This window comes from Pseudomonas sp. JL23 (assembly GCF_056933585.1).
This window is the reverse complement of sequence record NZ_CM167795.1, coordinates 6514811-6538350: the sequence shown is the minus strand read 5'-3', so window position 1 is coordinate 6538350 and position 23540 is coordinate 6514811. Positions and strand designations below refer to the sequence as shown.

The 23540-nt window shown below is 62.6% G+C and carries 22 protein-coding genes; 17 read left to right on the top strand and 5 right to left on the bottom strand.

All coding sequences use genetic code 11. The features are described 5' to 3' along the window. Positions 1-21 precede the first annotated feature (21 nt). Entirely contained in the window at positions 22-924 is a 903-nt protein-coding gene (locus tag AC1Z24_RS29880; protein WP_259104113.1) for an energy transducer TonB, read from the bottom strand. Positions 925-1108: 184 nt separating this feature from the next. Continuing rightward, entirely contained in the window at positions 1109-2065 is a 957-nt protein-coding gene (gene gshB, locus AC1Z24_RS29875; protein ID WP_259104129.1) for a glutathione synthase, read from the bottom strand. A 258-nt stretch (positions 2066-2323) separates the two neighbouring features. On the opposite strand from gshB, the gene pilG reads away from it, so the two are divergent. The 16 genes from pilG (at position 2324) to madM (ending at position 20593) form a co-directional block, all read left to right on the top strand. Next, entirely contained in the window at positions 2324-2734 is a 411-nt protein-coding gene (gene pilG, locus AC1Z24_RS29870; RefSeq protein WP_483743849.1) for a twitching motility response regulator PilG, read from the top strand. A 48-nt stretch (positions 2735-2782) separates the two neighbouring features. Continuing rightward, a complete protein-coding gene (gene pilH, locus AC1Z24_RS29865; RefSeq protein ID WP_483743848.1) occupies positions 2783-3148 on the top strand; it encodes a twitching motility response regulator PilH in 366 nt (121 codons plus the stop codon). A gap of 12 nt (positions 3149-3160) precedes the next feature. After that, on the top strand, positions 3161-3700 hold the full coding sequence (locus tag AC1Z24_RS29860; RefSeq protein ID WP_483743847.1) for a chemotaxis protein CheW: 540 nt from the start codon (positions 3161-3163) through the stop codon (positions 3698-3700). A 75-nt stretch (positions 3701-3775) separates the two neighbouring features. Next, complete coding sequence (locus AC1Z24_RS29855) at positions 3776-5818, top strand: methyl-accepting chemotaxis protein (RefSeq protein ID WP_259104135.1); 2043 nt, start codon at positions 3776-3778, stop codon at positions 5816-5818. 47 nt (positions 5819-5865) lie between these two features. Continuing rightward, positions 5866-11784 carry an Hpt domain-containing protein gene (locus tag AC1Z24_RS29850; RefSeq protein ID WP_483743846.1) on the top strand — a complete coding sequence of 1973 codons (5919 nt, stop codon included), beginning with the start codon at positions 5866-5868 and terminating at the stop codon, positions 11782-11784. Beyond that, entirely contained in the window at positions 11777-12259 is a 483-nt protein-coding gene (locus AC1Z24_RS29845; protein WP_483743845.1) for a chemotaxis protein CheW, read from the top strand. The genes AC1Z24_RS29850 and AC1Z24_RS29845 overlap by 8 nt, the downstream gene beginning before the upstream one ends. Before the next feature lie 472 nt (positions 12260-12731). After that, a complete protein-coding gene (locus AC1Z24_RS29840) occupies positions 12732-12953 on the top strand; it encodes a DUF6124 family protein (protein WP_483743844.1) in 222 nt (73 codons plus the stop codon). Positions 12954-13284: 331 nt separating this feature from the next. After that, positions 13285-14961 (top strand): malonate decarboxylase subunit alpha, encoded by a 1677-nt coding sequence (gene mdcA / locus AC1Z24_RS29835; protein ID WP_483743843.1) that lies wholly within the window; start codon positions 13285-13287, stop codon positions 14959-14961. Further along, positions 14961-15839: a triphosphoribosyl-dephospho-CoA synthase gene (locus tag AC1Z24_RS29830; protein WP_483743842.1), complete on the top strand. Its 879-nt coding sequence runs from the start codon at positions 14961-14963 to the stop codon at positions 15837-15839. Before mdcA ends, AC1Z24_RS29830 begins: the two co-directional genes overlap by 1 nt. A gap of 2 nt (positions 15840-15841) precedes the next feature. After that, positions 15842-16141 carry a malonate decarboxylase subunit delta gene (locus AC1Z24_RS29825; RefSeq protein WP_483743841.1) on the top strand — a complete coding sequence of 100 codons (300 nt, stop codon included), beginning with the start codon at positions 15842-15844 and terminating at the stop codon, positions 16139-16141. After that, the gene (locus AC1Z24_RS29820; protein ID WP_483743840.1) at positions 16134-16985 is read left to right on the top strand and encodes a biotin-independent malonate decarboxylase subunit beta; all 852 of its coding nucleotides are present in this window, start codon (positions 16134-16136) and stop codon (positions 16983-16985) included. Before AC1Z24_RS29825 ends, AC1Z24_RS29820 begins: the two co-directional genes overlap by 8 nt. Then, positions 16982-17782 (top strand): biotin-independent malonate decarboxylase subunit gamma, encoded by an 801-nt coding sequence (gene mdcE / locus AC1Z24_RS29815; RefSeq protein WP_483743839.1) that lies wholly within the window; start codon positions 16982-16984, stop codon positions 17780-17782. Before AC1Z24_RS29820 ends, mdcE begins: the two co-directional genes overlap by 4 nt. Further along, positions 17782-18414, top strand: a complete 633-nt coding sequence (locus AC1Z24_RS29810; RefSeq protein ID WP_483743838.1) for a malonate decarboxylase holo-ACP synthase — start codon at positions 17782-17784, stop codon at positions 18412-18414. Before mdcE ends, AC1Z24_RS29810 begins: the two co-directional genes overlap by 1 nt. Then, on the top strand, positions 18411-19343 hold the full coding sequence (gene mdcH, locus AC1Z24_RS29805) for a malonate decarboxylase subunit epsilon (RefSeq protein ID WP_483746743.1): 933 nt from the start codon (positions 18411-18413) through the stop codon (positions 19341-19343). Before AC1Z24_RS29810 ends, mdcH begins: the two co-directional genes overlap by 4 nt. Positions 19344-19407: 64 nt before the next feature. Continuing rightward, positions 19408-19827 carry a malonate transporter subunit MadL gene (madL, locus tag AC1Z24_RS29800; protein WP_259104149.1) on the top strand — a complete coding sequence of 140 codons (420 nt, stop codon included), beginning with the start codon at positions 19408-19410 and terminating at the stop codon, positions 19825-19827. Between the two features lies 1 nt (position 19828). After that, positions 19829-20593: a malonate transporter subunit MadM gene (madM, locus tag AC1Z24_RS29795; protein WP_259104151.1), complete on the top strand. Its 765-nt coding sequence runs from the start codon at positions 19829-19831 to the stop codon at positions 20591-20593. 126 nt (positions 20594-20719) lie between these two features. Here the strand turns inward: madM and trmL are convergent, their stop codons facing one another. Next, complete coding sequence (trmL, locus tag AC1Z24_RS29790) at positions 20720-21175, bottom strand: tRNA (uridine(34)/cytosine(34)/5-carboxymethylaminomethyluridine(34)-2'-O)-methyltransferase TrmL (protein WP_259104153.1); 456 nt, start codon at positions 21173-21175, stop codon at positions 20720-20722. Between trmL and AC1Z24_RS29785 the strand changes: the two genes are divergently transcribed. Beyond that, entirely contained in the window at positions 21174-21617 is a 444-nt protein-coding gene (locus AC1Z24_RS29785; protein ID WP_483743837.1) for a hypothetical protein, read from the top strand. The two genes, trmL and AC1Z24_RS29785, sit on opposite strands and share 2 nt — an antisense overlap. Positions 21618-21891: 274 nt before the next feature. Here the strand turns inward: AC1Z24_RS29785 and tauC are convergent, their stop codons facing one another. Next, on the bottom strand, positions 21892-22740 hold the full coding sequence (gene tauC, locus AC1Z24_RS29780; protein WP_483743836.1) for a taurine ABC transporter permease TauC: 849 nt from the start codon (positions 22738-22740) through the stop codon (positions 21892-21894). After that, on the bottom strand, positions 22737-23528 hold the full coding sequence (gene tauB, locus AC1Z24_RS29775) for a taurine ABC transporter ATP-binding subunit (RefSeq protein WP_483743835.1): 792 nt from the start codon (positions 23526-23528) through the stop codon (positions 22737-22739). Before tauB ends, tauC begins: the two co-directional genes overlap by 4 nt. Between the last annotated feature and the right edge of the window lie 12 nt (positions 23529-23540).

Below are 23540 nucleotides of genomic sequence, written 5' to 3'. Positions count from 1 at the left end.
GCTGACAACTTTTCACGTCATTTAATTACTGGAGAGCTTGTCACCTTTGGAGAATTTCCAGGTGCGGATGATTTCCAGCCGGTCGATATCCGCCAGATCGCCGGTAAACGGCGCAAACGGCGCGGCCAGGCGCACGATGCGTTGCGCGGCCTGATCCAGCAGCGGTTGCCCGGAAGATTGCAGCACCAGCACCTCATACAGCGAGCCGTCGTGATTGATCGACACCAGCAGGCGCAGGTTGCCGTAGATCTGCTTGCGGCGGGCTTCGTCCGGGTAATTCAGGTTGCCGACCCGCTCGACTTTCTTGCGCCAATCGTCCTTGTACCAGGCGCCCTTGTCGCGCATGGTCGAAGCGGCGTTGAGGCGGTGGATCTTCGGGCGTTTGGCGTAGAGCTGCTGCTCGGCGGACAGTTCGGCTTCGAGGCTGGCGATTTCCGCGCTCATCTGCGTGTTGTCGCTGGCCGGGGCTTCCTTGGCGCTGGGCTCGGGCTTGACCTCGTCACGCTTGGCCACGGCCTTCTGCGGCGAGCGGGCGCTGGTGGTGACGGCGGTCTTGGAGGCTTCCTGCTTTTCCACGGCCTTTGAAGTGGGCGGCGGCGTCACTTTATTGATCTGGGTGTCCTGGTAGGGCGCGACTTCCGTGGTCTTGAGAATTTCGGCCTTGTCCAGGGTGCCGCTGCCTTCCTGATTGTCCTGGGCAAGAAAATCCGCAGCGGCGGGCTTGTTCTCGCTTTTGAAGGTAGCGAGGGTGATTTCCAGGGTCTGGGTGATCTGCTCCGGTTTGACGTAGGTGAAACCCACGCCAAGGATGATGACCAAATGAATCATTGCCGCGATCAGCAGGGTATAGCCCAGCCGGTCAGGCGTGCGCCTGCGCGCATCAGCGAGTTCGGGGGGCAGATCGTTGGCGGCCAGGGAAGTCATGTGGCGGTTCAGCGTCTCGTCAGCCAGTCAGTGTGATGCGGCGGTGTTACAGGCTGCGCATGATAACGCAATGTGGCGGCGCATGATGGTTGGAGCGAGGCTTGCCCGCGAGTCGGGTGGCGCGGTGTTTCAGGTACACCACGTCATCGCTCTTCGCGGGCAAGCCTCGCTCCAACGGCCCTGTTTAACCGCGGGCTGCCAGCTTCTTCTCGATCACATCCATCAGCATGCCGCCGATATTGGTGCCGAAGGCATTATCGATTTCGCGGATGCAGGTCGGGCTGGTGACGTTGATTTCGGTCAGGTGCTCGCCGATCACGTCGAGGCCGACGAACAGCAGGCCTTTTTCGCGCAGGGTCGGGCCGATTTCGGCGGCGATCCAGCGGTCGTGGGCGGTCAGCGGGCGGGCTTCGCCGCGGCCACCGGCGGCCAGGTTGCCACGGGTTTCACCGGCTGCCGGGATACGCGCCAGGCAATACGGCACGGGTTCGCCATCGACCATCAGGATGCGTTTGTCGCCGTCCTTGATCGCGGGCAGGTAACCCTGGGCCATAATTTGCTGGGTGCCGTGGGCGGTCAGGGTTTCCAGGATTACCGACAGGTTCGGATCGCCGACGCGATGACGGAAGATCGAGGCGCCGCCCATGCCGTCCAGCGGCTTGAGGATGACGTCACCGTGCTGCTCGGCGAACTGGCGAATGATGTCCGCGCGGCGGCTGACCAGGGTCGGCGGCGTGCACTGCGGGAACAGCGTGGCGAACAGCTTTTCGTTGCAGTCGCGCAGGCTCTGGGGCCTGTTGACCACCAGTACGCCAGCGGTTTCGGCCTGTTCCAGCAGGTAGGTGGTGTAGACGAATTCCATGTCGAACGGCGGATCCTTGCGCATCAGGATCACGTCCAGATCGGCGAGGTTGGCGTCGATTTCGTCTTCCAGTTCGAACCACTTGGCCGGATCGGCGAACACCTTGAGCGGCTGCATCCGCGCCCGGGCCTGGCCCTCGGCCTGATACAGATCGTGCTGTTCCATGTAGAACAACGACCAGCCGCGTTCCTGGGCGGCCAAGAGCATGGCCAGCGAGCTGTCCTTTTTATAGGAGATGCGCTCAATGGGGTCCATGACAATCCCTAAGCGAACGCTCATGGGCAATATCCTCTGATCGGTAGGGGCCATTGGCGGCCCGAAAACAGGCGTCAGGGTGGCGCTCCGCTTGTCCGGGGTCAAGGGGCAGGCACACCTCTCAGGGCTTTATGGATTGCGTCTGGAGAGTGTGCTAAAAAGGCTCGGCGTCCGACCCGACCCCGGCCTTTGCCTTTATATGGGCAGGCAGGCGGCAGGCGACGGGCCTCCTGTGCCGCGCACGACGCGCCAGACAGTCGCTGCGGCGACGGAAGAGCAGACATGGAACAGCACGCCACAGCCTTGAAAGTCATGATCATCGATGACTCCCGGACCATTCGCCGTACGGCCGAGACGTTGCTCAAGAACGCCGGCTGCGAAGTCATCACTGCGGTGGATGGTTTCGATGCCCTGGCCAAGATTGCCGATAATCATCCGCGTATCATCTTCGTCGACATCATGATGCCGCGCCTGGATGGCTATCAGACCTGCGCGCTGATCAAGAACAACCGGGCGTTCAAGTCCACGCCCGTGATCATGCTGTCGTCCAAGGACGGCCTGTTCGACAAGGCCAAGGGGCGGATCGTGGGCTCCGACCAGTTTTTGACCAAGCCTTTCAGCAAGGAAGAGCTGCTCAGCGCGATCAATGCTCATGTGCCCGGATTCGTTGCAGTGGAACAACACATACCCTGATGCCTGCGATGTGATATCGCGGGCATTCACTCCGTTATGGGGAACAACATGGCTCGAATACTGATCGTCGACGATTCGCCGACTGAAATGTACAAACTGACCGGCATGCTGGAGCGCCACGGCCATGAGGTGCTCAAGGCTGAAAACGGCGCCGACGGCGTGGCCCTGGCCCGCCAGGAAAACCCCGACGCGGTACTGATGGATATCGTCATGCCCGGCCTCAATGGCTTCCAGGCTACGCGCCAGTTGACCAAGGACCCTGCCACTGCCGGGATCCCGGTGATCATGATCACCACCAAGGATCAGGAAACCGACAAGGTCTGGGGCAAGCGCCAGGGCGCGCGCGACTACCTGACCAAGCCGGTGACCGAAGACCTGCTGATCCAGACCCTGAACGCGGTACTGGCCGGCTAAGGCCGGATTGCCATGGCCGAGTCACAGACCGCGTTTCAGCTGCTGCTCGATATCGACCAGCGCTGCCGCTCCCTCGCCGCCGGCTTACCCTCCCAGGAAACCCGGCAGCAGGACTGGAGCGGTATCGGCTTTCGCATGGGCGGTCGCTGTTTTGTCGCACCCATGGGCGAAATCGGTGAAATTCTCCACGAGCCGCGCTACGCCGTCCTGCCGGGGGTCAAGCCGTGGATAAAGGGCGTAGCCAACCTGCGCGGGCGTTTGCTGCCGATCATGGACCTGTGCGCCTTCTTCGGTCATGAATTGTCACCTGTGCGCAAACAACGCCGGGTACTGGTGGTCGAACACCAGGATGTATTCGCCGGGCTGGTTGTCGATGAGGTTCTCGGCATGCAGCATTTCAATCAACGCGCCCTGATGGCTGAGGCCCTGGGCGGTTGCGATGACAAGCTTTCGCCCTTTATCCAGGGCCAGTTCCTGCGCGAGGAGGCCTGGCTGATTTTCAGTCCGCGCCTGTTGGCGCAATGTCCGCAGTTCATGGACGTGGCGTTGTAGGGCATGGGCAAGCCGACAGAGGCTTTGGGTTATATGGACGCAAAACAGCAGTTGGTCCAGGCGGGGGCCTGATTAATGAGCAAGCCAGGCAAGTCGTTGGAAGGTGCACGCAGTCGCTCACAGATTGTCGTGCTGTTCATCGCGTTGATCATTTTCATCATGCTGCTGTTCGTCAACTTCGCCTACCTGAGCACGCAGTCGAACTACGACAAGCAATATATCGGGCATGCCGGCGAGCTGCGCGTGCTGTCCCAACGCATCGCCAAGAACGCCACCGAGGCCGCTGCCGGCAAGGCCCAGGCGTTTCGCCTGCTGACCGACGCGCGCAATGATTTCGACCTGCGCTGGGGCTACTTGAACAAGGGTGACAAATCCACCGGCCTGCCTGCGGCCCCGGTGGCGGTGCGCGATGAGTTGAAAGCGGTGCAGAACGACTGGGAAACCCTGCGCAAAAGCACCGACGTGATCCTCGCCAGCGAACAGACGGTGTTATCGCTGCATCAGGTGGCCGCGACCCTGGCCGAAACCATTCCGCAATTGCAGGTCGAGTACGAAAAGGTCGTCGATATCCTGTTGCAGAACAAAGCCCCGGCCAGCCAGGTCGCGGTGGCTCAGCGCCAATCCCTTTTGGCCGAGCGGATTCTCGGTTCGGTGAATACCGTGCTGTCCGGCGATGAAACCGCCGTGCAGGCCGCCGATGCCTTTGGCCGCGATGCCAGCCAGTTCGGCCGGGTGCTCAACGGCATGCTCGAAGGCAACGCGACCATGAAGATCACCCAGGTCGAAGACCGCGACGCCAGGGCGCGGCTGGCCGAGATTTCCGAGCTGTTCGAGTTCGTCTCTGGTTCGGTCGATGAAATCCTCGAAACCTCCCCCGAGCTGTTCCAGGTCCGCGAAGCGGCGGGCAAAATTTTCAACACTTCCCAGAGCCTGCTCGATCAGGCTTCCGTGCTGACCAACGATCTGGAACACCTGGCCAATGGCCGTTCCACCAACACCTATGGCGGCTACATCCTCGGCCTGCTGGCGCTGATGTCGATCATCCTGATTGGCTTGGTGATGGTCCGCGAGACCAACCGCCAGTTGCGTGAAACCGCCGAAAAAAGCGAGCGCAACCAGACCGCGATCATGCGTCTGCTGGACGAAATCGAGAACCTGGCCGACGGCGACCTGACCGTGGCCGCATCGGTGACTGAAGACTTTACCGGCGCCATTGCCGACTCGATCAACTACTCCATCGACCAGCTGCGCGAGCTGGTGGCGACCATCAACCTGACGGCCGAGCAAGTGGCGTCGGCGGTGGCCGACTCCCAGACCACCGCCATGGAACTGGCCGCTGCGTCCCGCCATCAGGCGCTGCAGATCAGCGCGGCGTCGGATGCGATCAACGACATGGCCCAGTCCATCGATCAGGTGTCGGCCAATGCCTCGGAATCTTCGGCGGTGGCGGAGCGTTCGGTGACCATCGCCAATAAAGGCAACGAGGTGGTGCACAACACCATCAATGGCATGGACAACATTCGCGAACAGATTCAGGACACGTCCAAGCGGATCAAGCGTCTGGGCGAATCTTCTCAGGAAATTGGCGATATTGTCAGCCTGATCGACGACATTGCTGACCAGACCAATATCCTCGCCCTGAACGCGGCGATCCAGGCCTCCATGGCTGGCGATGCCGGGCGTGGCTTTGCCGTGGTAGCCGACGAGGTTCAGCGTTTGGCCGAGCGTTCGTCTTCGGCCACCAAACAGATCGAAACGTTGGTGCGGGCTATTCAAAATGACACCAACGAAGCCGTCATCTCCATGGAGCAGACCACCAGTGAAGTGGTGCGCGGTGCCCGTCTGGCACAGGATGCCGGGGTGGCGCTGGAAGAGATCGAGGGGGTTTCCCGGGTTCTCGCCGAGCTGATCGAAAGTATCACCGACGCCGCCCGGCAGCAGGCGTCGTCGGCGGGGCAGATTTCCCAGACCATGCTGGTGATCCAGCAGACCACCACCCAGACCACCTCGGGCACCACCGCCACCGCCGAAAGCATCGGTAACCTGGCGAAAATGGCCAGCGAGATGCGTCGTTCGGTCTCCGGGTTTACCTTGCCGCCGTCGAAAGGCCGGGCGTGATGTGCAAAAAATGAACAATCTGACGACGGGTCATTCGGTACGACATCATGGCTGACCGGCATGACTATGTGGCCCTGGAATGGGTCAAGGGCGAAATCGCCGATACCCTCAAGCAGGCCCGCCATGCGCTTGAGGTGTTCGTCGACACCACGGATGCGTCGGCGCTCGGTGAGTGTCTGGACTGCGTGCATCAGGTTCACGGCAGCCTGCAAATGGTCGAATTCTACGGCGCGGCCCTGCTCGCCGAAGAGATCGAACAGCTGGCCCTGGCCTTGCAGCAAGGCCGCGTTGCCCAGCGTACCGAAAGCATTCAGCTGTTACTCCAGGCCCTGAGCCAGCTGCCGATTTATCTCGATCGCGTGCATTCTGCGCGCCGCGACCTGCCCCTGGTGGTGTTGCCGCTGCTCAACGACTTGCGCAGCGCCCGGGGCGAAAGCCTGCTCTCGGAAACCAGCCTGTTCGCGCCGCAACTGGCGGTGCTCCCGGAACTGGACGAAGCCGCCCTGGCCGAACGCGACACCCCGGAACTGTCCGCCTTGCTGCGCAAACTGCGCCAGACCCTGCAAGCTGCACTGGTCGGTCTGATGCGCGAGCAGGATGTGCAGACGCAGCTTGGCCTGATGGACAAGGTGTTCTCGCGCCTTGAACTGCTTTGCGAAGACGCGCCGCTCGGGCCGCTCTGGCGGATCGCCTCGGCACTGGTCGAGACCATGGTCAACGGCAACTTCACCAATAGCCCGGCGCTGCGCAGCCTGTTCAAGGATGCCGACAAGGAACTCAAGCGCCTGCTGGAACAGGGCATCGAAGGGATCAATCAGCCGGCGCCGGATGAGCTGCTCAAAAGCCTGCTGTTCTATATCGCCAAGTCCGACAGCCAAGCGCCGAAGATGCTCGACCTCAAGGATCAGTACGCCCTCGCCGAGGCCTTGCCGGACAGCGCCCTGGTCAACGAAGAACGCGCGCGCATGGCCGGGCCGGATCGCGATGCCATGCGCTCGGTGATCGTGGCGTTGTGCGAAGAACTGGTACGGGTCAAGGAACGCCTGGACGTATTTGTCCGTGGTGACCGCCAGCACGTCAGCGAACTCAATGCCTTGTTGCCGCCGCTGCGGCAGATCGCCGATACCCTGGCCGTGCTGGGTTTTGGTCAGCCGCGCAAAGTCATCATCGACCAGTTGAGCGTGGTTCAGGGGCTGGCTCAGGGCCAACGTGAACCCAGTGACGCCGCTTTGATGGACGTCGCCGGGGCGCTGCTCTATGTCGAAGCCACCCTGGCGGGCATGGCCGGTACGGTTGAGCAGGCCAGCCGCGAAGAAAGCCGCCTGCCCACCACCGATCTGACGCAAATTCACCAGTTGGTGATTGGCGAGGCCCGGGTGGTGCTGCAACAGGCCAAGGACGTGATCGTCGACTATATCGACGGTGAGTGGGATCGGGCGCGTCTGGAGCCGCTGTCGGCTCTGTTGGTGCAAGTGCGCGGCGCCCTGGCGATGATCCCCCTGGCGCGGGCGTCCGGCCTGTTGTCGTCGTGCAATGACTACATTCGCGAACACCTGCTGGTGGACGAAACCCGTCCTTCGTGGACCCAGCTCGACAGCCTGGCCGACGCGCTGACCGGGGTTGAGTACTACCTCGAACGCATGGGCGAGGACCACGAAGCGCCGGGCGACCAGATTCTCGACATGGCCCAGGAAAGCCTGGCCCGCCTTGGCTATACGCCGACGCCCAACGCCATGGAAGTGCCGTTGCTCGACGAGGTGATCAGCCACGAAGAACTGCACGAGTTGCAGGAGCGCCAAGCCCTGGTCAGCCCGACCCAGACCATTGCCGAAGTCCTTGCCAGCCCGGTGTCGGCGGTCAACCCGCCAGCGCGGCATATGCCCGCCAGCCTGCTGCCACCGCCCGCCGATGAAGACGGCGTGGATGAGGAGTTGTGCGAGGTCTTCCTCGAAGAGGTTGACGAAGTGCTTGCGGTGCTGCGCCGTGCGATTCCGCGCTGGTGTGTCGATACCACCGATACCCAGGCCCTGACCGAAGTACGCCGGGCCTTCCACACCCTCAAGGGCAGCGGCCGGATGGTGCGGGCACTGATTCTCGGCGAGCTGGCCTGGTCGGTGGAAAACCTGCTCAACCGCGTGCTGGAGCGCAGCGTCGAGCCTTCGATTCATGTGCAACGCCTGCTCAACGACATTCTGGCGCTGCTGCCGGAGGTGATTCAGGATTTCGCCCGCCACGCCCAACGCCAGCGCGATGATGTCGATGTCCTGGCAGCCCGCGCTCATGCGCTGGCCAAAGGTATCGTGCTGCCGGACGTAGTCATCGCCGCCCCGGCCGACGAAGCGCTGGACCCGCAACTGCTGGAGATCTTCCGTCAGGAAGCCCTCGGCCATCTGGAAAACCTGCAGCGCTTTCTGGAAAGTGCGCGCAGCGACACGTCGCCAGCCATCACGGACGACCTGTTGCGCGCGCTGCACACCCTCAAGGGCAGCGCCTATATGGCCGGGGTGCAGCCGATCGCTGAACTGGCCAGCCCGCTGGATCAACTGGTGCGCGAATTCAAGGCTCACCTGATCCCGCTGGAAGTGGCCGATATCAACCTGCTGCGCTCGGCCGAAGCGTTGTTCCACAAGGGCCTGGAGCAACTGGACAGCACGCCGCTGCAAGCCATCCCCGGTGCCGCCAAGGTCATCGAAAGCGCCCAGAGCCTGCTGCAACAGCGTCTCGCCGCAGCGCTCAGCGCCAGCAATAACGGCCTGCGCATCAAGCCCAATCCGCATTTGATCGCGGGCTTTCTCGCTGAAGGCATGGACATTCTGCTCGACGCCGAAAGCCTGTTGCAGCGCTGGCGCCAGCATCCGGGCGAGCGGCTGGAACTGAGCGCGCTGCTGGACGAGCTGACCACCCTGGGTCATGGCGCGCATCTGGCCGATCTGTCTCAGGTCGATGAGTTGTGTGAAGCCTTGCTCGACCTGTATGGCGCCGTCGAAGAAAGCAGTCTGGTCGTCAGCGAGCGCTTTTTCGATGAGGCCGAGCAGGCCCATGAAGCGTTGATCAATATGCTTGATCAGGTGGCCGCCGGGCAGGCGGTCGAGCCGCGGCCGGAGCGGGTCAGCGCGTTGCGCGAGCTGCTCGATGAAGCCCTGGACCCTGCAGCGATGGGCCTGATCAAGAGCGAGGGTGGGCGCACGAGCATTACCGAGCTCGGCAGCGTCACTGAAGCGGCTGCCGGTGCGGTGGATCTGGATGACGAGATCGTCGAGATTTTTCTCGAAGAAGCCGTGGATATCCTCGACAGCGCCAACCAGGCCTTGCAGCGCTGGCTGACCGACCCTGAAAACCCGGCGCCGCTGTCTTCGCTGCAACGCGACCTGCACACCCTCAAGGGTGGCGCACGAATGGCTGAAATTAGCGAAATCGGCAATCTTGGCCATGAACTTGAACATCTCTACGAAAGCCTGATCGACCGCCGTTGCAGCTATTCGCCGGCGCTGGCCGAGCTGTTGCAGAACAGTCATGACCAGTTGGCAGTGATGCTGGAGCAGTTGCAAAGGCATCAGCCGTTCGCTGATCCGCAGCCATTGATCGACGCGATCCAGCAGTTCCGTACGGCTGGCAATCCGGTTGAAGGCGTGAGCAGCGATGTCACTGCACCTGTCGAGAGTGCCGAAACAGCCACGGAAGAGCGCGACCCCGAGCTGCTGGAGATCTTTCTCGAAGAAGGGTTCGATATCAGCGAAAGCTCAGGGGCCGCCCTTGAGCGCTGGCAGGCCGACCCGCAAAACACTCTGGAAGTGGAAAACCTGCTGCGCGACCTGCACACCCTCAAGGGCGGTGCGCGGATGGTTGAAATTGCGCCCATCGGCGATCTGGCCCACGAGCTTGAATCGCTCTATGAAGGTGTCTCGGCCGGCCAGTTGCAGGCCAGCCCAATGATGTTCAGCCTGCTGCAAAGCGGCCATGACCTGCTCGCCGACATGCTCGATGCCGTGCGTGAGCAGAAGCCGCTGCCCAGTGCCGCGCTGCTGATCGACAGTATCCGCCGTGTGGCTGCCGCCAACGGCAGCGCCGATAGCGCGCCGAAACCCTTTGCCGCCCCCGTCGCGCAACCTGTTGCGGGCGAAGCGGAGGGCGAGCGTGCGGCGCCGGAAATGGTCAAGGTCGATGGCGGGCAACTGGAAAACCTGGTCAACCTGGCCGGGGAAACCTCGATTTTCCGTGGCCGCATCGAACAACAGGTCAGCGATTTCAGCGCCACGCTGACGGAAGTGGAAACCACCATTGAGCGCATGCGCGACCAGTTGCGCCGTCTGGATGTCGAGACCCAGGGCCGGGCTCACGGCAGCGACTCGGCTCAGGCCGAGCGCCTTGGCTACGAAGAATTCGATCCGCTGGAAATGGACCGTCACTCGCAATTGCAGCAACTGTCACGAGCGTTGTTCGAATCCGCCTCCGACCTGCTGGACCTCAAGGAAACCCTCGCCGCCCGCGCCCACGACGCGGAAAACCTGCTGATGCTGCAAGCCAGGGTCAACACCCAGTTGCAGGAAGGCCTGATGCGTACGCGCATGGTGCCGTTCGAACGCATGGTGCCCAGGCTGCGCCGGGTGGTGCGGCAGGTGGCCGGTGAGCTGGGCAAGAAAGTCCGTTTCGATGTACTCAACGCCGAAGGCGAGATGGACCGCAACGTACTGGAACGCATGGTCGCGCCGTTGGAGCACATGCTGCGCAATGCCGTCGATCACGGTCTGGAAAGCAGCGAGAAGCGCCTGGCTGCGGGCAAGCCGGAAAGCGGTCATATCACCCTGAGCCTGACCCATGAAGGCGGCGACATCGTCATTGAAATGAGCGACGACGGCGCCGGGGTCGATCTGGCCGCTGTACGCCGCAAGGCCATCAAGCGCGGCCTGATCGACGCCAACAACGAGCTGAGCGACTACGACGTTCTGCAATTCATTCTTCAGGCCGGATTTTCCACCGCCGAGACGATCACCCAGATCTCCGGACGCGGCGTCGGCATGGACGTGGTGCATGCCGAAATCAAGGAACTGGGCGGCAACATGGTCATCGATTCGGTGGCCGGCAAAGGCGTGCGTTTCCGCATCCGCTTGCCGTATTCGGTATCGGTCAACCGGGCGTTGATGGTGCAGTGCGGTGAGGAACAGTACGCCGTGCCGCTGAACACCATCGAAGGCATCGTGCGGGTCATGCCCGGCGAACTGGAAGCCTGTTACCAAACCAACCCGCCGTGCTACCAGTACGGCGGGCGCAGTTATGAATTGCGCTATCTGGGCGAACTGCTCAATAACGGCCTGCGTCCACGCCTGATCGGCCAGTCGCAGCCCGTGCCGGTGCTGTTGGTGCATCTGCATGAGCAGTGGGTTGCGGTGCAGGTCGATAATCTCGCCGGTTCCCGCGAGATTGTGGTCAAGAGCCTCGGGCCGCAGTTCGCCGCCGTGCAGGGGATTACCGGCGCGACCATCCTCGGCGACGGCCATGTGGTGCTGATCCTCGACCTGCCGGGGCATATCCGCGCCATGCAGGGACGTATCTTCAGTCGCCAGCAGGTGTTCCCCGATGCCGAACCGGTGCGCCCATTGCTGATTATGGTGGTGGACGACTCGGTCACCGTGCGCAAGGTCACCAGTCGCCTGCTGGAGCGTCACGGCATGAACGTGCTGACCGCCAAGGACGGTGTGGACGCCATGGCGTTGCTGCAAGAACACACCCCCGACGTGATGCTGCTGGACATTGAAATGCCGCGCATGGACGGCTTCGAAGTGGCCAGCCAGATACGCCACGACGAACGTCTCAAGGACTTGCCGATCATCATGATCACCTCACGCTCCGGGCAGAAACACCGCGACCGGGCCATGGCCATCGGCGTCAATGACTACCTGAGCAAGCCGTATCAGGAGTCGGTACTGCTGGAGAGCATCATTACCCACTGGAGTCAGGTGAATGTCTGAGAGCAGCTTCCAATCCAGCCGCCTCACCACCCTGACCGGCCTGTTGCTGCCATTGAGTGACCGCTATCTGCTGTTGCCCAATGTCGCGGTCGCCGAACTGATCGACTATCAGGACAGCACGCCGGAAGAGGGCGCACCGGAGTGGTTCCTGGGGCCGATCAGCTGGCGCCAGCTGACCCTGCCGCTGCTCAGCTTCGAAGCCGCCTGCGGTGGCCGCACCAAGGTGGGCGGGCGCGCACGTATCGTCGTGCTCAACGCTCTGGGCGGGCGCAACGAGCTGAAATTCATTGCCTTGCTGACGCAAGGGATTCCCCGCTCCTGCAAGCTCGACAGCCAGCTCAGCTACGTCGACGTGCCCCTGACCGAACTCGAATTGGCTGCCGTGCAAGTGGGCGAGACTGTGGCCAAAGTCCCGGATCTGATTGGGCTGGAACAGTGGTTGGTGGATGCCGGGTTGATGTACCCCGCTGCTTGAACTGAAATGCGATCCCTGTAGGCGCTGCGCAATATTGTGGGACCGGCTTTAGCCGGGAATAGGCCGATACAGCCGATGCCTATTCATGGCCTGGAATATCGCCTTCCCGGCTAAAGCCGGTCCCACATGGGTTCTGGACACAAAAAAGTGACGAATCCGAAGGACCGCTCTCTTTCTATTGAGTGAAATTTCCTAAACAATCCCGGCCGCTTGTGCTCGTCGAATTCCGTCTCTAGTCTGCGCGGCGCCACTGCACATCAGTGGCCGGGTGTGGAAACCCGTACCACAGATTCGATGAGCTCCATGCAGCTACTTGCCCTCGGGCAGGTGCTTTATGGCAGCTATGTTCGGGCAGACTTCGGTCTGGCCGAGGGATCCGTGGCTCGGTTTTCCACCCCGTTCATAGCTGCCACCTCTATAGCCGTGTGGAAACGGTGACAGAGATGGCTCCAGTAGCCCACGGAGATACACCATGATTAAAAAGCTCGTCCCCGATCCACCCCACACCACCGAAGAAGCCCTGCTTCGTATCTTCGACCTGCTGCGCAGCGCTGCGGCGGTGATGTATGAATCCGGCGATCAACAAAGCGGCACCAACCGCCACCTGGCGTTTGCGGCGTTGTACCTGGTCGATATGGCCAAGGCACTGGCGGATCATCAGATCCAGTCGCTGCATGAGCAACGCACGGCCTAAACGCTAAACCTGTGGGAGCGTGGCTTGCCCGCGAATCAGGCGGTGCGGTGTATCAGGTGTACCGCGTTATCGTTTTTCGCGGGCAAGCCTCGCTCCCACATGATTGCGCCAACCTGTAGGCGCCGGGCTTGCCCGCGAATCAGGTGATGAGGTGTATCAGGTATACCACGTGATTGTTTTTCGTAAGCAAGTCGGATCGCCGCCCGTTCGTTCCTGGCGCTCCATGCCGAAACCATTACTCCAGCCGTAACAATCACGCACGCTGCTTGATTGATGCCCGACCCCCTTCGCTCCTAAGGTGACTCACGACCGCAAAACTCGTGGAGCGAGCATGACAACAATAACCAACCTGGACCCACGCTGGTCCCGTCGTCGCACTGAGAAACTGCGACGCATCGAGCGTGTGAGTGCCCTGGCTGACGGCGTGGTATTGCCGACCGACAAGATCGTCGCCGCCCTGGAAGCCCTGCTGGCGCCGGGTGATCGCGTGGTACTGGAAGGCAATAACCAGAAGCAGGCGGATTTCCTCTCGCGTGCCCTGGCCAGCGTCGATCCGGCCAAGCTGCATGACCTGCATATGATCATGCCCAGCGTCGGCCGCTCCGAGCACCTGGATCTTTTCGAACGCGGCATCGCCCGTAAGCTGGACTTTTCTTTCGCCGGTACACAAAGCCTGCGTATCAGCCAGTTGCTCGAAGACGGCCAGCTGGAAATCGGTGCGATTCATACCTACATCGAACTGTACTCGCGGCTGCTGGTGGACCTGATCCCCAACGTCGTGCTGTCGGCGGGTTTCATGGCCGACCGCGCGGGCAATATCTACACCGGGCCGAGCACCGAAGACACCCCGGCGCTGATTGAACCGGCGGCGTTCAGCGACGGCATCGTGATCGTGCAGGTCAACCAGTTGGTGGATGACGTCAGCGAGTTGCCTCGGGTGGATATCCCGGCGTCCTGGGTCGATTTCGTCGTAGTGGCCGACCGGCCGTTCTATATCGAGCCGCTGTTTACCCGCGACCCGCGCCATATCAAGCCGGTGCATGTGCTGATGGCGATGATGGCGATTCGCGGCATCTACGAAAAACACAACGTGCAGTCCCTCAACCATGGCATCGGTTTCAATACCGCTGCCATCGAGCTGATCCTGCCGACTTACGGCGAGTCCCTGGGCCTGAAGGGCAAGATCTGCCGCAACTGGACCCTCAACCCGCACCCGACCCTGATTCCGGCGATCGAAAGCGGCTGGGTCGAGAGCGTGCATTGCTTCGGTACCGAACTGGGTATGGAGAACTACATTGCCGCCCGGCCGGATGTGTTCTTTACCGGGCGCGACGGCTCGCTGCGCTCCAACCGCATGATGTGCCAGTTGGCCGGGCAGTACGCCGTGGACCTGTTTATCGGCGCCACCTTGCAGGTCGATGGCGATGGTCATTCTTCCACCGTGACTCGCGGTCGCCTGGCCGGTTTCGGTGGCGCGCCGAACATGGGCCACGATCCGCGCGGGCGCCGTCATGGCACCCCGGCGTGGCTGGATATGCGCCAGCAGACCGGCGATGGCCCCGAGGCGTATCTGGAGCGCGGCAAGAAACTCGTGGTGCAGATGGTCGAGACCTTCCAGGAAGGCGGCAAGCCGACCTTTGTTGAGACCCTGGATGCCGTGGACGTGGCGAAGAAGAGCGGCATGCCCCTCGCTCCGATCATGATCTACGGCGACGACGTCACCCACTTGCTCACCGAAGAAGGCATCGCCTACCTGTACAAGGCCCGCAGCCTGGAAGAGCGTCAGGCAATGATCGCTGCCGTGGCCGGTGTCACCGTCATCGGCCTGCGGCATAACCCCAAGGACACCGCACGCATGCGCCGCGAGGGCCTGATTGCTCTGCCGGAAGATCTGGGCATCCGCCGCACCGACGCCAGCCGTGAGCTGCTGGCGGCCAAGAGCATCGCCGAGCTGGTCGAGTGGTCCGGTGGTTTGTACAACCCGCCTGCAAAATTCAGGAGCTGGTGATGCGCGCGCTCAAACGCCAACCCGAAAGCCTGTCCCTGGCCGATCATCTGGCCGACCTGGCCGTGGAAGCGCTGATCGACGAAGCCGATCTGTCGCCGAAACCTGCGCTGGTCGACCGTCGCGGCAGTGGCGCCCACGACGACCTGCACCTGGGCCTGATGCATGCGTCGGCCTTGTCGCTGTGGCCGATGTTCAAGGCCATGGCCGAGGCGGCTCAGGTCATCGGCGAAATCGGCGTGCCGCTGCGCGAAGCACTTGGTCGTATCGGCCGCGAAGGCGAGGCGGCCATGCTCAACACCACTGCCGGGGTGAATACCCATCGCGGTGCCATCTGGGCCTTGGGTCTGTTGGTCACGGCGGCGGCTTTGGCGCCGCAAGATTGTGCGGCGGCAGCCTTGAGTCTGCGGGCGGCACGGCTGGCGCTGATCGACGATCGCCATGTCCCCAGGCAAGGCGACAGTCATGGTCAGCAGGTCGCCCGTCGTTATGGCGCGCTCGGCGCCCGGGAACAGGCGCAGATGGGCTTTCCTGCCGTGCTGCAATTCGGTTTGCCGCAGTTGCAGCGCAGCCGCGAGGCCGGCACGGGTGAGCAGAACGCCCGCCTCGATGCCCTGCTGGCGATCATGACCACCCTGGGCGATACCTGCGTGCTCTATCGCGCCGGGCCTGAAGGTCTGCACGCCATGCAAGACGGTGCACGCCGGGTATTGGAAACCGGTGGCAGCGCCAGCCTGGCCGGGCGCCGCAGCCTGCATGAACTGGATCAGCAACTGCTGAGCCTCAACGCATCCCCCGGCGGTGCGGCGGACCTGCTCGCCGCCTGCCTGCTTATCGACAGCCTTGAGCCTGCGCTCGGCTATCCATCGAGGAGTGTTTGACCATGGAAACCCTGTCTTTTGAATTCCCCGCCGGGCAACCACCCCTGGGCAAGGCCCTGGTCGGCTGCGTCGGTTCGGGCGACCTGGAAGTGCTGCTGGAGCCGGGTCAGCCGGGCAAGCTGTCGATCAACGTGGTGACGTCGGTCAATGGCGCCGCCGCCCGCTGGCAGCACCTGTTCGAGCGCATGTTCAGCGATCAGCTGCCGCCTGCGTTGGCCATCGAGATCCATGACTTTGGCGCGACGCCGGGCGTGGTACGTCTGCGTCTGGAGCAGGGCTTTGAGGAGCTAGGTAATGACTGACAACGCACGCTTGCTCAAGCAACACAGCTTTATCGAACTGGGTGCCCGCCAGCGTGCCCGTGCCCTGCTCGATGAAGGCAGCTTCCGCGAACTGGTCGGCCCCTTCGACCGGCAGATGTCGCCCTGGCTGGCCCGTCAGGGTGTGGTACCCCAGGCGGACGATGGCGTGGTGGTGGGCAAGGGCACGGTCGGTGGCAAGCCGGTCGTGATTGCCGCCATCGAAGGTGCATTTCAAGGCGGCAGCATGGGTGAGGTCGGCGGCGCAAAAATGGCTGGCGCTCTGGAGCTGGCTGCTGAAGACAACCGCAACGGCATTCCCACAGCAGCGATCCTGCTGTTGGAAACTGGCGGCGTACGTTTGCAGGAAGCCAATCTGGGCCTGGCGGCCATTGCCGAGATCCACGCGGCCATCGTCGATCTGCGTCAGTACCAGCCGGTGATCGGTGTGGTCGCGGGCAGCGTCGGTTGCTTTGGCGGCATGTCCATTGCGGCGGGGTTGTGCAGCTATCTGTTGGTGACCCAGGAAGCACGCCTTGGCCTTAACGGCCCGCAGGTGATCGAGCAGGAAGCGGGCATCGAAGAGTACGACTCCCGCAACCGGCCGTTTATCTGGAGCTTCACCGGGGGCGAGCAGCGTTACGCCAGTGAGCTGGTGGACGGCTATGCGGCCGACGATGTCGCGGCGATTCAGGCGCAAGTCGAGGGCTGGCTCAAACAAGGCCGCCCGGCCAGCGAGCGCAGCGGCCAGTACGCGCTGTTTCTTGAGCGCCTGCTGCAATTGGATACCACCGCCCAGATTGATCCACAGACCGTTCGCCGTCTTTATCGGGGAGAGCCGCAATGACTGCTTCGCAACGAGGTTTGCACTGGTTCAACGCACTGAGCGTGGACGCGGTGACGGTGCCCGGCCTGCCCGCATCGGTGCTGGCCGCCGATACATTGCTGGGCGAGCAGCCGGTGCGGCTGGTCGCTGTGGTGGTTGATCCTGACAACCGTTTCCCTCGGGCCCGCAGTGGCGAAGTCGGCCTGCTCGAAGGCTGGGGTCTGGCCAAGGCCGTGGACGACCTGATCGAAGCGGATCGGCAGAGCCCGCAGAAACGTCCGCTGATTGCCATTATCGACGTGCCGAGCCAAGCCTACGGGCGTCGTGAAGAAGCGCTGGGTATCCATCAGGCCCTGGCCGGTGCGGTGGACAGCTATGCCCGTGCGCGTCTGGCCGGGCATCCGGTGATTGGGTTGTTGGTGGGCAAGGCCATGTCCGGTGCCTTCCTCGCTCACGGCTATCAGGCCAACCGCCTGATCGCTCTGCGCGATCCCGGTGTGATGGTGCATGCCATGGGCAAGGCGTCGGCGGCGCGGGTGACTCTGCGCAGCGTCGAGGAACTGGAAAAACTCGCCGCCAGCATCCCGCCCATGGCCTACGACATCGAAAGCTACGCCAGCCTTGGCCTGCTCTGGGAGAGTCTGTCGGTCAGCCAGATCGACCAGCCGACCGGTGCCGATCTGACGCAGGTGCAGGAGGTGCTGCTCAGCGCGATTGCCGATGTGCGTGCTGGCAGCAGTGATCTGCGCAGTCGTCTGGGCGCGAGCAACCGTGCGGCGTCTTCGCGGGTTCGCGAACTGCTGCGGGCGCAGTGGTAATGAACACCGTGCTGCCTCACGACCTGCTCTGGGGGCTGAGCCCCAGCGCGCTGCCCCTGGACGCCCCGGCGTGGGTGCGCGAGGTCGTGGAGCAAGGTCATCCGGCGGTGGTCCGGCGCGCGCCGGTTGCGCCGGGGTGGGTGGCGGTGGGGGTGCGTGGGGCAGGGCGGGAACAGCGCTTTGCGACCGTCATGAAGACCTCCGATATCACCCGCATCGTGCGCCCTGAACAACTGATTCAACTCAGTAGCGATGGTAAGCGCACGACAAAAAATTGGCCTGCTTTGCGCGCCTTGCAGGGGATCCGTCCGCTGATGATGTCCCTCGGCCTGCCTTGGGGCGTCACCGGCAGCGCCGGGTTTGAACTGGCCAGCGGTATTGCGGCACTGCACGAAGGCAGCGATCTGGACCTCATCCTGCGCACTCCTGCCTTCATCAGCCGTGATTGGGCTGCGCAACTGGTCGAGCGTCTGGAGTCGGCGCCGTGCCGTATCGACGTGCAACTGCAAACCCCGGGCGGTGCGTTGATGCTGCGTGAGTGGGCTGGTTCTGCGCGGCAGGTGTTGCTCAAGAGCGCCACCGGTGCCTGCCTGGTGGATAACCCGTGGCAACTCGCGCAGTTATCGGCATGAGCAGTTTCTGGGTGTTTCCCGGCCAGGGCGCGCAACAGCCAAAGATGCTGCATCAATTGCCCGATGCCGCGCCGGTCAGGGCTTGTATCGACGAGGCCTGTGCGGCGCTGGGCGAGGATGTGCGCTTGCTCGATTCCGTCGAAGCACTGCAATCGACCCGTGCCGTGCAGCTCTGCCTGTTGATCGCCGGAGTGGCCTGCGCCCGCCTGCTGCTGGAGCAGGGGCAGGTGCCGGATCTCGTCGCCGGGTTGTCCATTGGTGCTTATCCGGCAGCGGTGATTGCCGGAGCGCTGAGCTTCGACGATGCGGTGCGCCTGGTGGCCCTGCGCGGCGAGCTGATGCAGCAGGCGTATCCACAGGGCTATGGCATGACCGCCCTGATCGGCCTCGACCAGAGCCAGGTAGAGCGTCTGGTTGCGCAGGTCCATAGCCCGCAGTCGCCGGTGTTCCTGGCCAATATCAATGCCGACAATCAATTTGTGATCGCTGGCAGCGTCGAGGCCATGGCTGCAGTTGCCGCCCTGGCCGGGAGTGACGGTGCCCAGGCCCGGCGACTGGCGGTCAGCGTGCCGTCCCATTGCGCCTTGCTTGACGAGCCGGCACAGCAGTTGGCCGAAGCCTTCGCCAAGGTGCCGATGCAGGCACCGCGCACCCGCTACCTGAGCGGCAGCAGCGCCCGGCCGATCCTCAATGCCGACAAACTCCGCGATGACCTGGCTTTCAATATGAGCCGGGTTGTCGACTGGCGCAGCACCGTGCAGACCGCCTACGAGCGCGGCGCCCGCCTGCAGATCGAATGGCCGCCCGGCGCAGTGCTCACCGGGCTGGCGCGCAAAGTGTTCGAACAAGGTACGGCCGTCGCCTTCCAGGGCGCCCGTCTGGACAGTCTGGTCGCGTTATCGCGTGAGGAGGGCCTGCGCACTCCATAGACCGGGTACCGCTTCGAAGGACAAAAACAACAACTTCGACAACGACATCTGAGGCATAACAACAATGATTATCTACGGCGTGGCATTACTGGCTATCTGCACCCTCGCGGGGGTGATTCTCGGCGACCTGCTGGGTGTTCTACTGGGCGTGAAGTCCAACGTCGGCGGGGTCGGCATCGCCATGATCCTGTTGATCTGCGCGCGCTTGTACATGCAAAAGCGCGGCGGCATGAGCGAAGGCTGCGAAATGGGCGTCGGATTCTGGGGCGCGATGTATATCCCCGTGGTCGTGGCCATGGCGGCGCAACAGAACGTGGTGACCGCGCTCAAGGGCGGGCCGGTGGCGATTCTGGCGGCGATCGGCTCGGTGCTGATCTGCGGCTGCACCATTGCCCTGATCAGCCGGACCAACAAGGGCGAGCCGCTGCCGCCGTTGGAAGAGCCGCTGATCATGCCTGCCACCGCTACTTCGGGAGCGCGCTGATATGTGGGATCTCATTCAGAAAGACCTGGTCAGCCAGGGGTTGGTAACCGCATTTGCCGTGGTCGGCATCGTCATGTGGATTTCCGTCCTGCTGTCCAAGCACCTGACGTTTGGCCGGGTGCATGGTTCGGCGATTGCCATTGTCATCGGCCTGATCCTGGCCTGGGTCGGCGGCACCATGACCGGCGGGCAAAAAGGCCTGGCCGATCTGTCGCTGTTCTCCGGGATCGGCCTGATGGGCGGGGCGATGCTGCGTGACTTCGCTATTGTCGCCACGGCTTTTGAAGTTCAGGCCACCGAAGCGCGCAAGGCCGGGCTGATCGGTGCCTTGTCGCTGCTACTGGGGACTGTGCTGCCGTTTATCGTCGGTTGCTGCATGGCCTATGCCTTCGGCTATCGCGATGCCGTGAGCATGACCACCATCGGTGCTGGCGCGGTGACTTACATCGTCGGCCCGGTGACGGGCGCAGCGATTGGTGCCAGCTCTGATGTCATGGCGTTGTCGATTGCTACCGGGCTGATCAAGGCGATTATCGTGATGGTCTGCACGCCCATGGCGGCGCGCTGGATGGGCCTGGATAACCCGCGCTCGGCCATGGTCTTCGGTGGCTTGGCCGGCACGGTCAGCGGCGTGACCGCAGGGCTTGCTGCTACGGACCGCCGCCTGGTGCCTTACGGCGCCCTGACTGCGACCTTCCATACCGGCCTGGGCTGCCTGTTGGGGCCTTCGATCCTGTTCTTTATCGTGCGCGGGATTATGGGCTGAATGCAGAACTGATGTGGGACCGGCTTTAGCCGGGAAGAGGTCGGTATATTCGATAGACATTCACTGTATTGAATATCGTCTTCCCGGCTAAAGCCGGTTCCACAGGTCGCCTACCTTTCCCTTCGATTATTTGAAACCCTGCTGCCGCCACGCCTCATACACCGCTACCGCCACGGTATTGGACAGATTCAGACTGCGACAGCCCTCGCGCATGGGCAGGCGCAGGCGTTGCTCGCCGGGCAGCGCGTCGAGAATCTCCGCTGGCAGGCCCCGGCTCTCTGGCCCGAAAATGAACGCATCGCCATCCTGATAGCTGACGTCATGAAAAGGTTTGGAGCCTTTTGTGGTAAAAGCAAACAGCCGTGGCTGGCCCAGGCTCGCCAGGCAGCTGGCCAGGTCCGGGTGTGTCTTGAGCGTGGCGTATTCGTGATAATCCAGCCCGGCGCGACGCAGACGCTTGTCGTCCAGCTCGAAGCCCAGTGGCTCGATCAAATGCAGGGTGCTGCCGGTGTTGGCGCACAGCCTGATGACATTGCCGGTATTCGGCGGAATTTCTGGTTGAAAAAGGATGACGTGAAACATGCACGGCTCCGAACTGAAGGACGGCATGCATTCTACCCCTGAAGAGGACCCGCGACTGAAGGCATGGCCGCGGGTTTTGGGGGCTATGGCAATTTTCGGGGTGATGGTGGGCTTGATGATCGGCCGCCTGACCCAGCCCGAGCCATTGGAACTGCTACAGATCGAGGTGCTGCCCGCAGGCCTGGCCTTGTATTTCAACGAAGACCCGCAGATACGTGGCGAGCAGGTCGACGGTACGGTGGCGTTGCATTTCAAGGCGTTCGGCCAGCCGTGGAACGGTCAGCTGAAAATGGACGGCAAGATCGTCAACTGGAAGTTGCAACGCGATAACAAGGGGGAGTGGGTGTTGAGTCTTCTCGCGGCCCGTCCAATACAGGGCGACTGGCGCTCAGTAAAGGTGGACGGGCGCTGGAGACTGGAGGTCAGTCTCCGGGAGGAATAAAAGAGGGGAATCCCCGGCCTGCCTGTACCAAGGTCCCCAAAACTGGTGATGTAATACCTATTGCAGAGGCCGTGCCAGTTTTGCCAGAACTTCGTAAGAAACTTGAGATAAAAGCCAAAAGCCCCACCAGAACGCTTGTCTGGCGGGGCTTTTGAGTTTTCAGAACCGTTCGGGAATGAGCGGTCGGCGAGTAAATGAAGATTTGCGAAGCGGTTTTGCACGCTATTCGCGCATTTTCCGTAGCAAGACTCCCAAAGTGATGCACGAATGCCCGTTAATGCGTCTGCCCGTGCCAGGGCACCAGTTTGCGTTGCAGGGCGCGCAGGCCCATTTCCATGGCGAAGGCAATGATGGCGATGACCAGAATGCCCAGCACGACTACGTCTGTGACCAGAAACTGCGCCGCTGACTGAACCATGAAGCCCAGGCCACTGGTGGCCGCGATCAGTTCGGCGGCAACCAGCGTCGACCAACCGACGCCCAGGCCGATGCGGACACCAGTAAGAATGTCCGGCAGGGCGCTGGGCACAATCACATGGCGAATCAACTGCCAGCGCGTGGCCCCCAGAGACTGCGCAGCCCGCAGCCGGGTAGGGTCAACCGTACGTACGCCGGTAGCGGTGGCGATGGCTACGGGGGCGAAGATCGCCAGGTAGATCAGCAACACCTTGGAGAATTCGCCGATACCGCACCAGATGACGATCAACGGCAGATAGGCCAACGGCGGCACCGGGCGATAGAACTCGATCAGAGGATCGAAAATGCCCCGGGCGATGCGGTTATGGCCGATGGCGATACCCACTGGCACTGCACTGAGGATCGCCGCGCCCAAGGCCAGGCCGATGCGTTGCAGACTCGCCCCCAGATGCTGCCAGAGGGTCGAGTCCATGTAGCCCTTGGTCATCAGCAGCCAGCCTTTCTCCAGAACGGCTGACGGTGGCGGCAGGAACAGTGGGTCGATCCATTGTGCGGCGGTCACCAGCCACCAGGCGCCGAGCAGCGTCGCCAGAGTCAGCAGGCTGATGGTGCGGGTGCTGATATAGCCACGGACGCGTGGTGCGATGGTTGGGGTCTTGCCGGGAGCATCGGTCGTCTGCGGCCATTCATAGCTATTAACAGTCATGCGCGTTGCTCCCGAGTGATTCCGCGTTGCGAGAACACGCTGGACAGCACGTGTTCGCGGGTCTCGATAAAGCGCGGGTCGGATTTGATTGCGCGGGCGGACTCGCCAGCGGCGTAGCGTTGGCCGAAGTCCAGTTGTAGATGCTCGACCACGCGCCCCGGATTGGGGGCCAGCAGCATCAGGTCGGTGGCCAGGAACACCGCTTCTTCGATGTCGTGGGTGATCAGGAATACCGGCTTGGCGGTGCGCTGCCAGACTTGCAGCAGCAACTCCTGCACTTGCTCGCGGGTAAAGGCGTCAAGAGCGCCGAAGGGTTCGTCCATCAGCAGCACGCGCGGGTCGGCGGCCAATGCCCGGGCCAGGCCGACGCGCTGGCGCTGACCGCCGGATAACTGCCAGATACGCCGCGTATCAAAACCGGCCAGATCCACCAGGGCCAGCATCTCCCGCGCCCGGGCTTCGCGCTGCTCGAGGGGCAGGCCCGCCAGCTCCAGGCCAAAGGCAACGTTGGCCAACACATCCTGCCAGGGCAATAGGGCATCGTCCTGAAACACCACGCCGCGTTCGGCGCTCGGCCCGTTGACCGCTATGCCGTCCAGGGTGATGCGCCCGGCACTGGGAGCAACGAAGCCGGCAATCAGGTTAAGCAGTGAGGTCTTGCCGCTGCCTGATGCCCCAAGGGCTACCAGCAATTGGTTCGGGCCCAGAGTCAGGGAAATATCCGACAGTACCGGCTCGGCCGCACCGGGGTACTGTGCGCAGATGCGCTCCAGCTGTAATACCGCCATGACCTGGCCCTC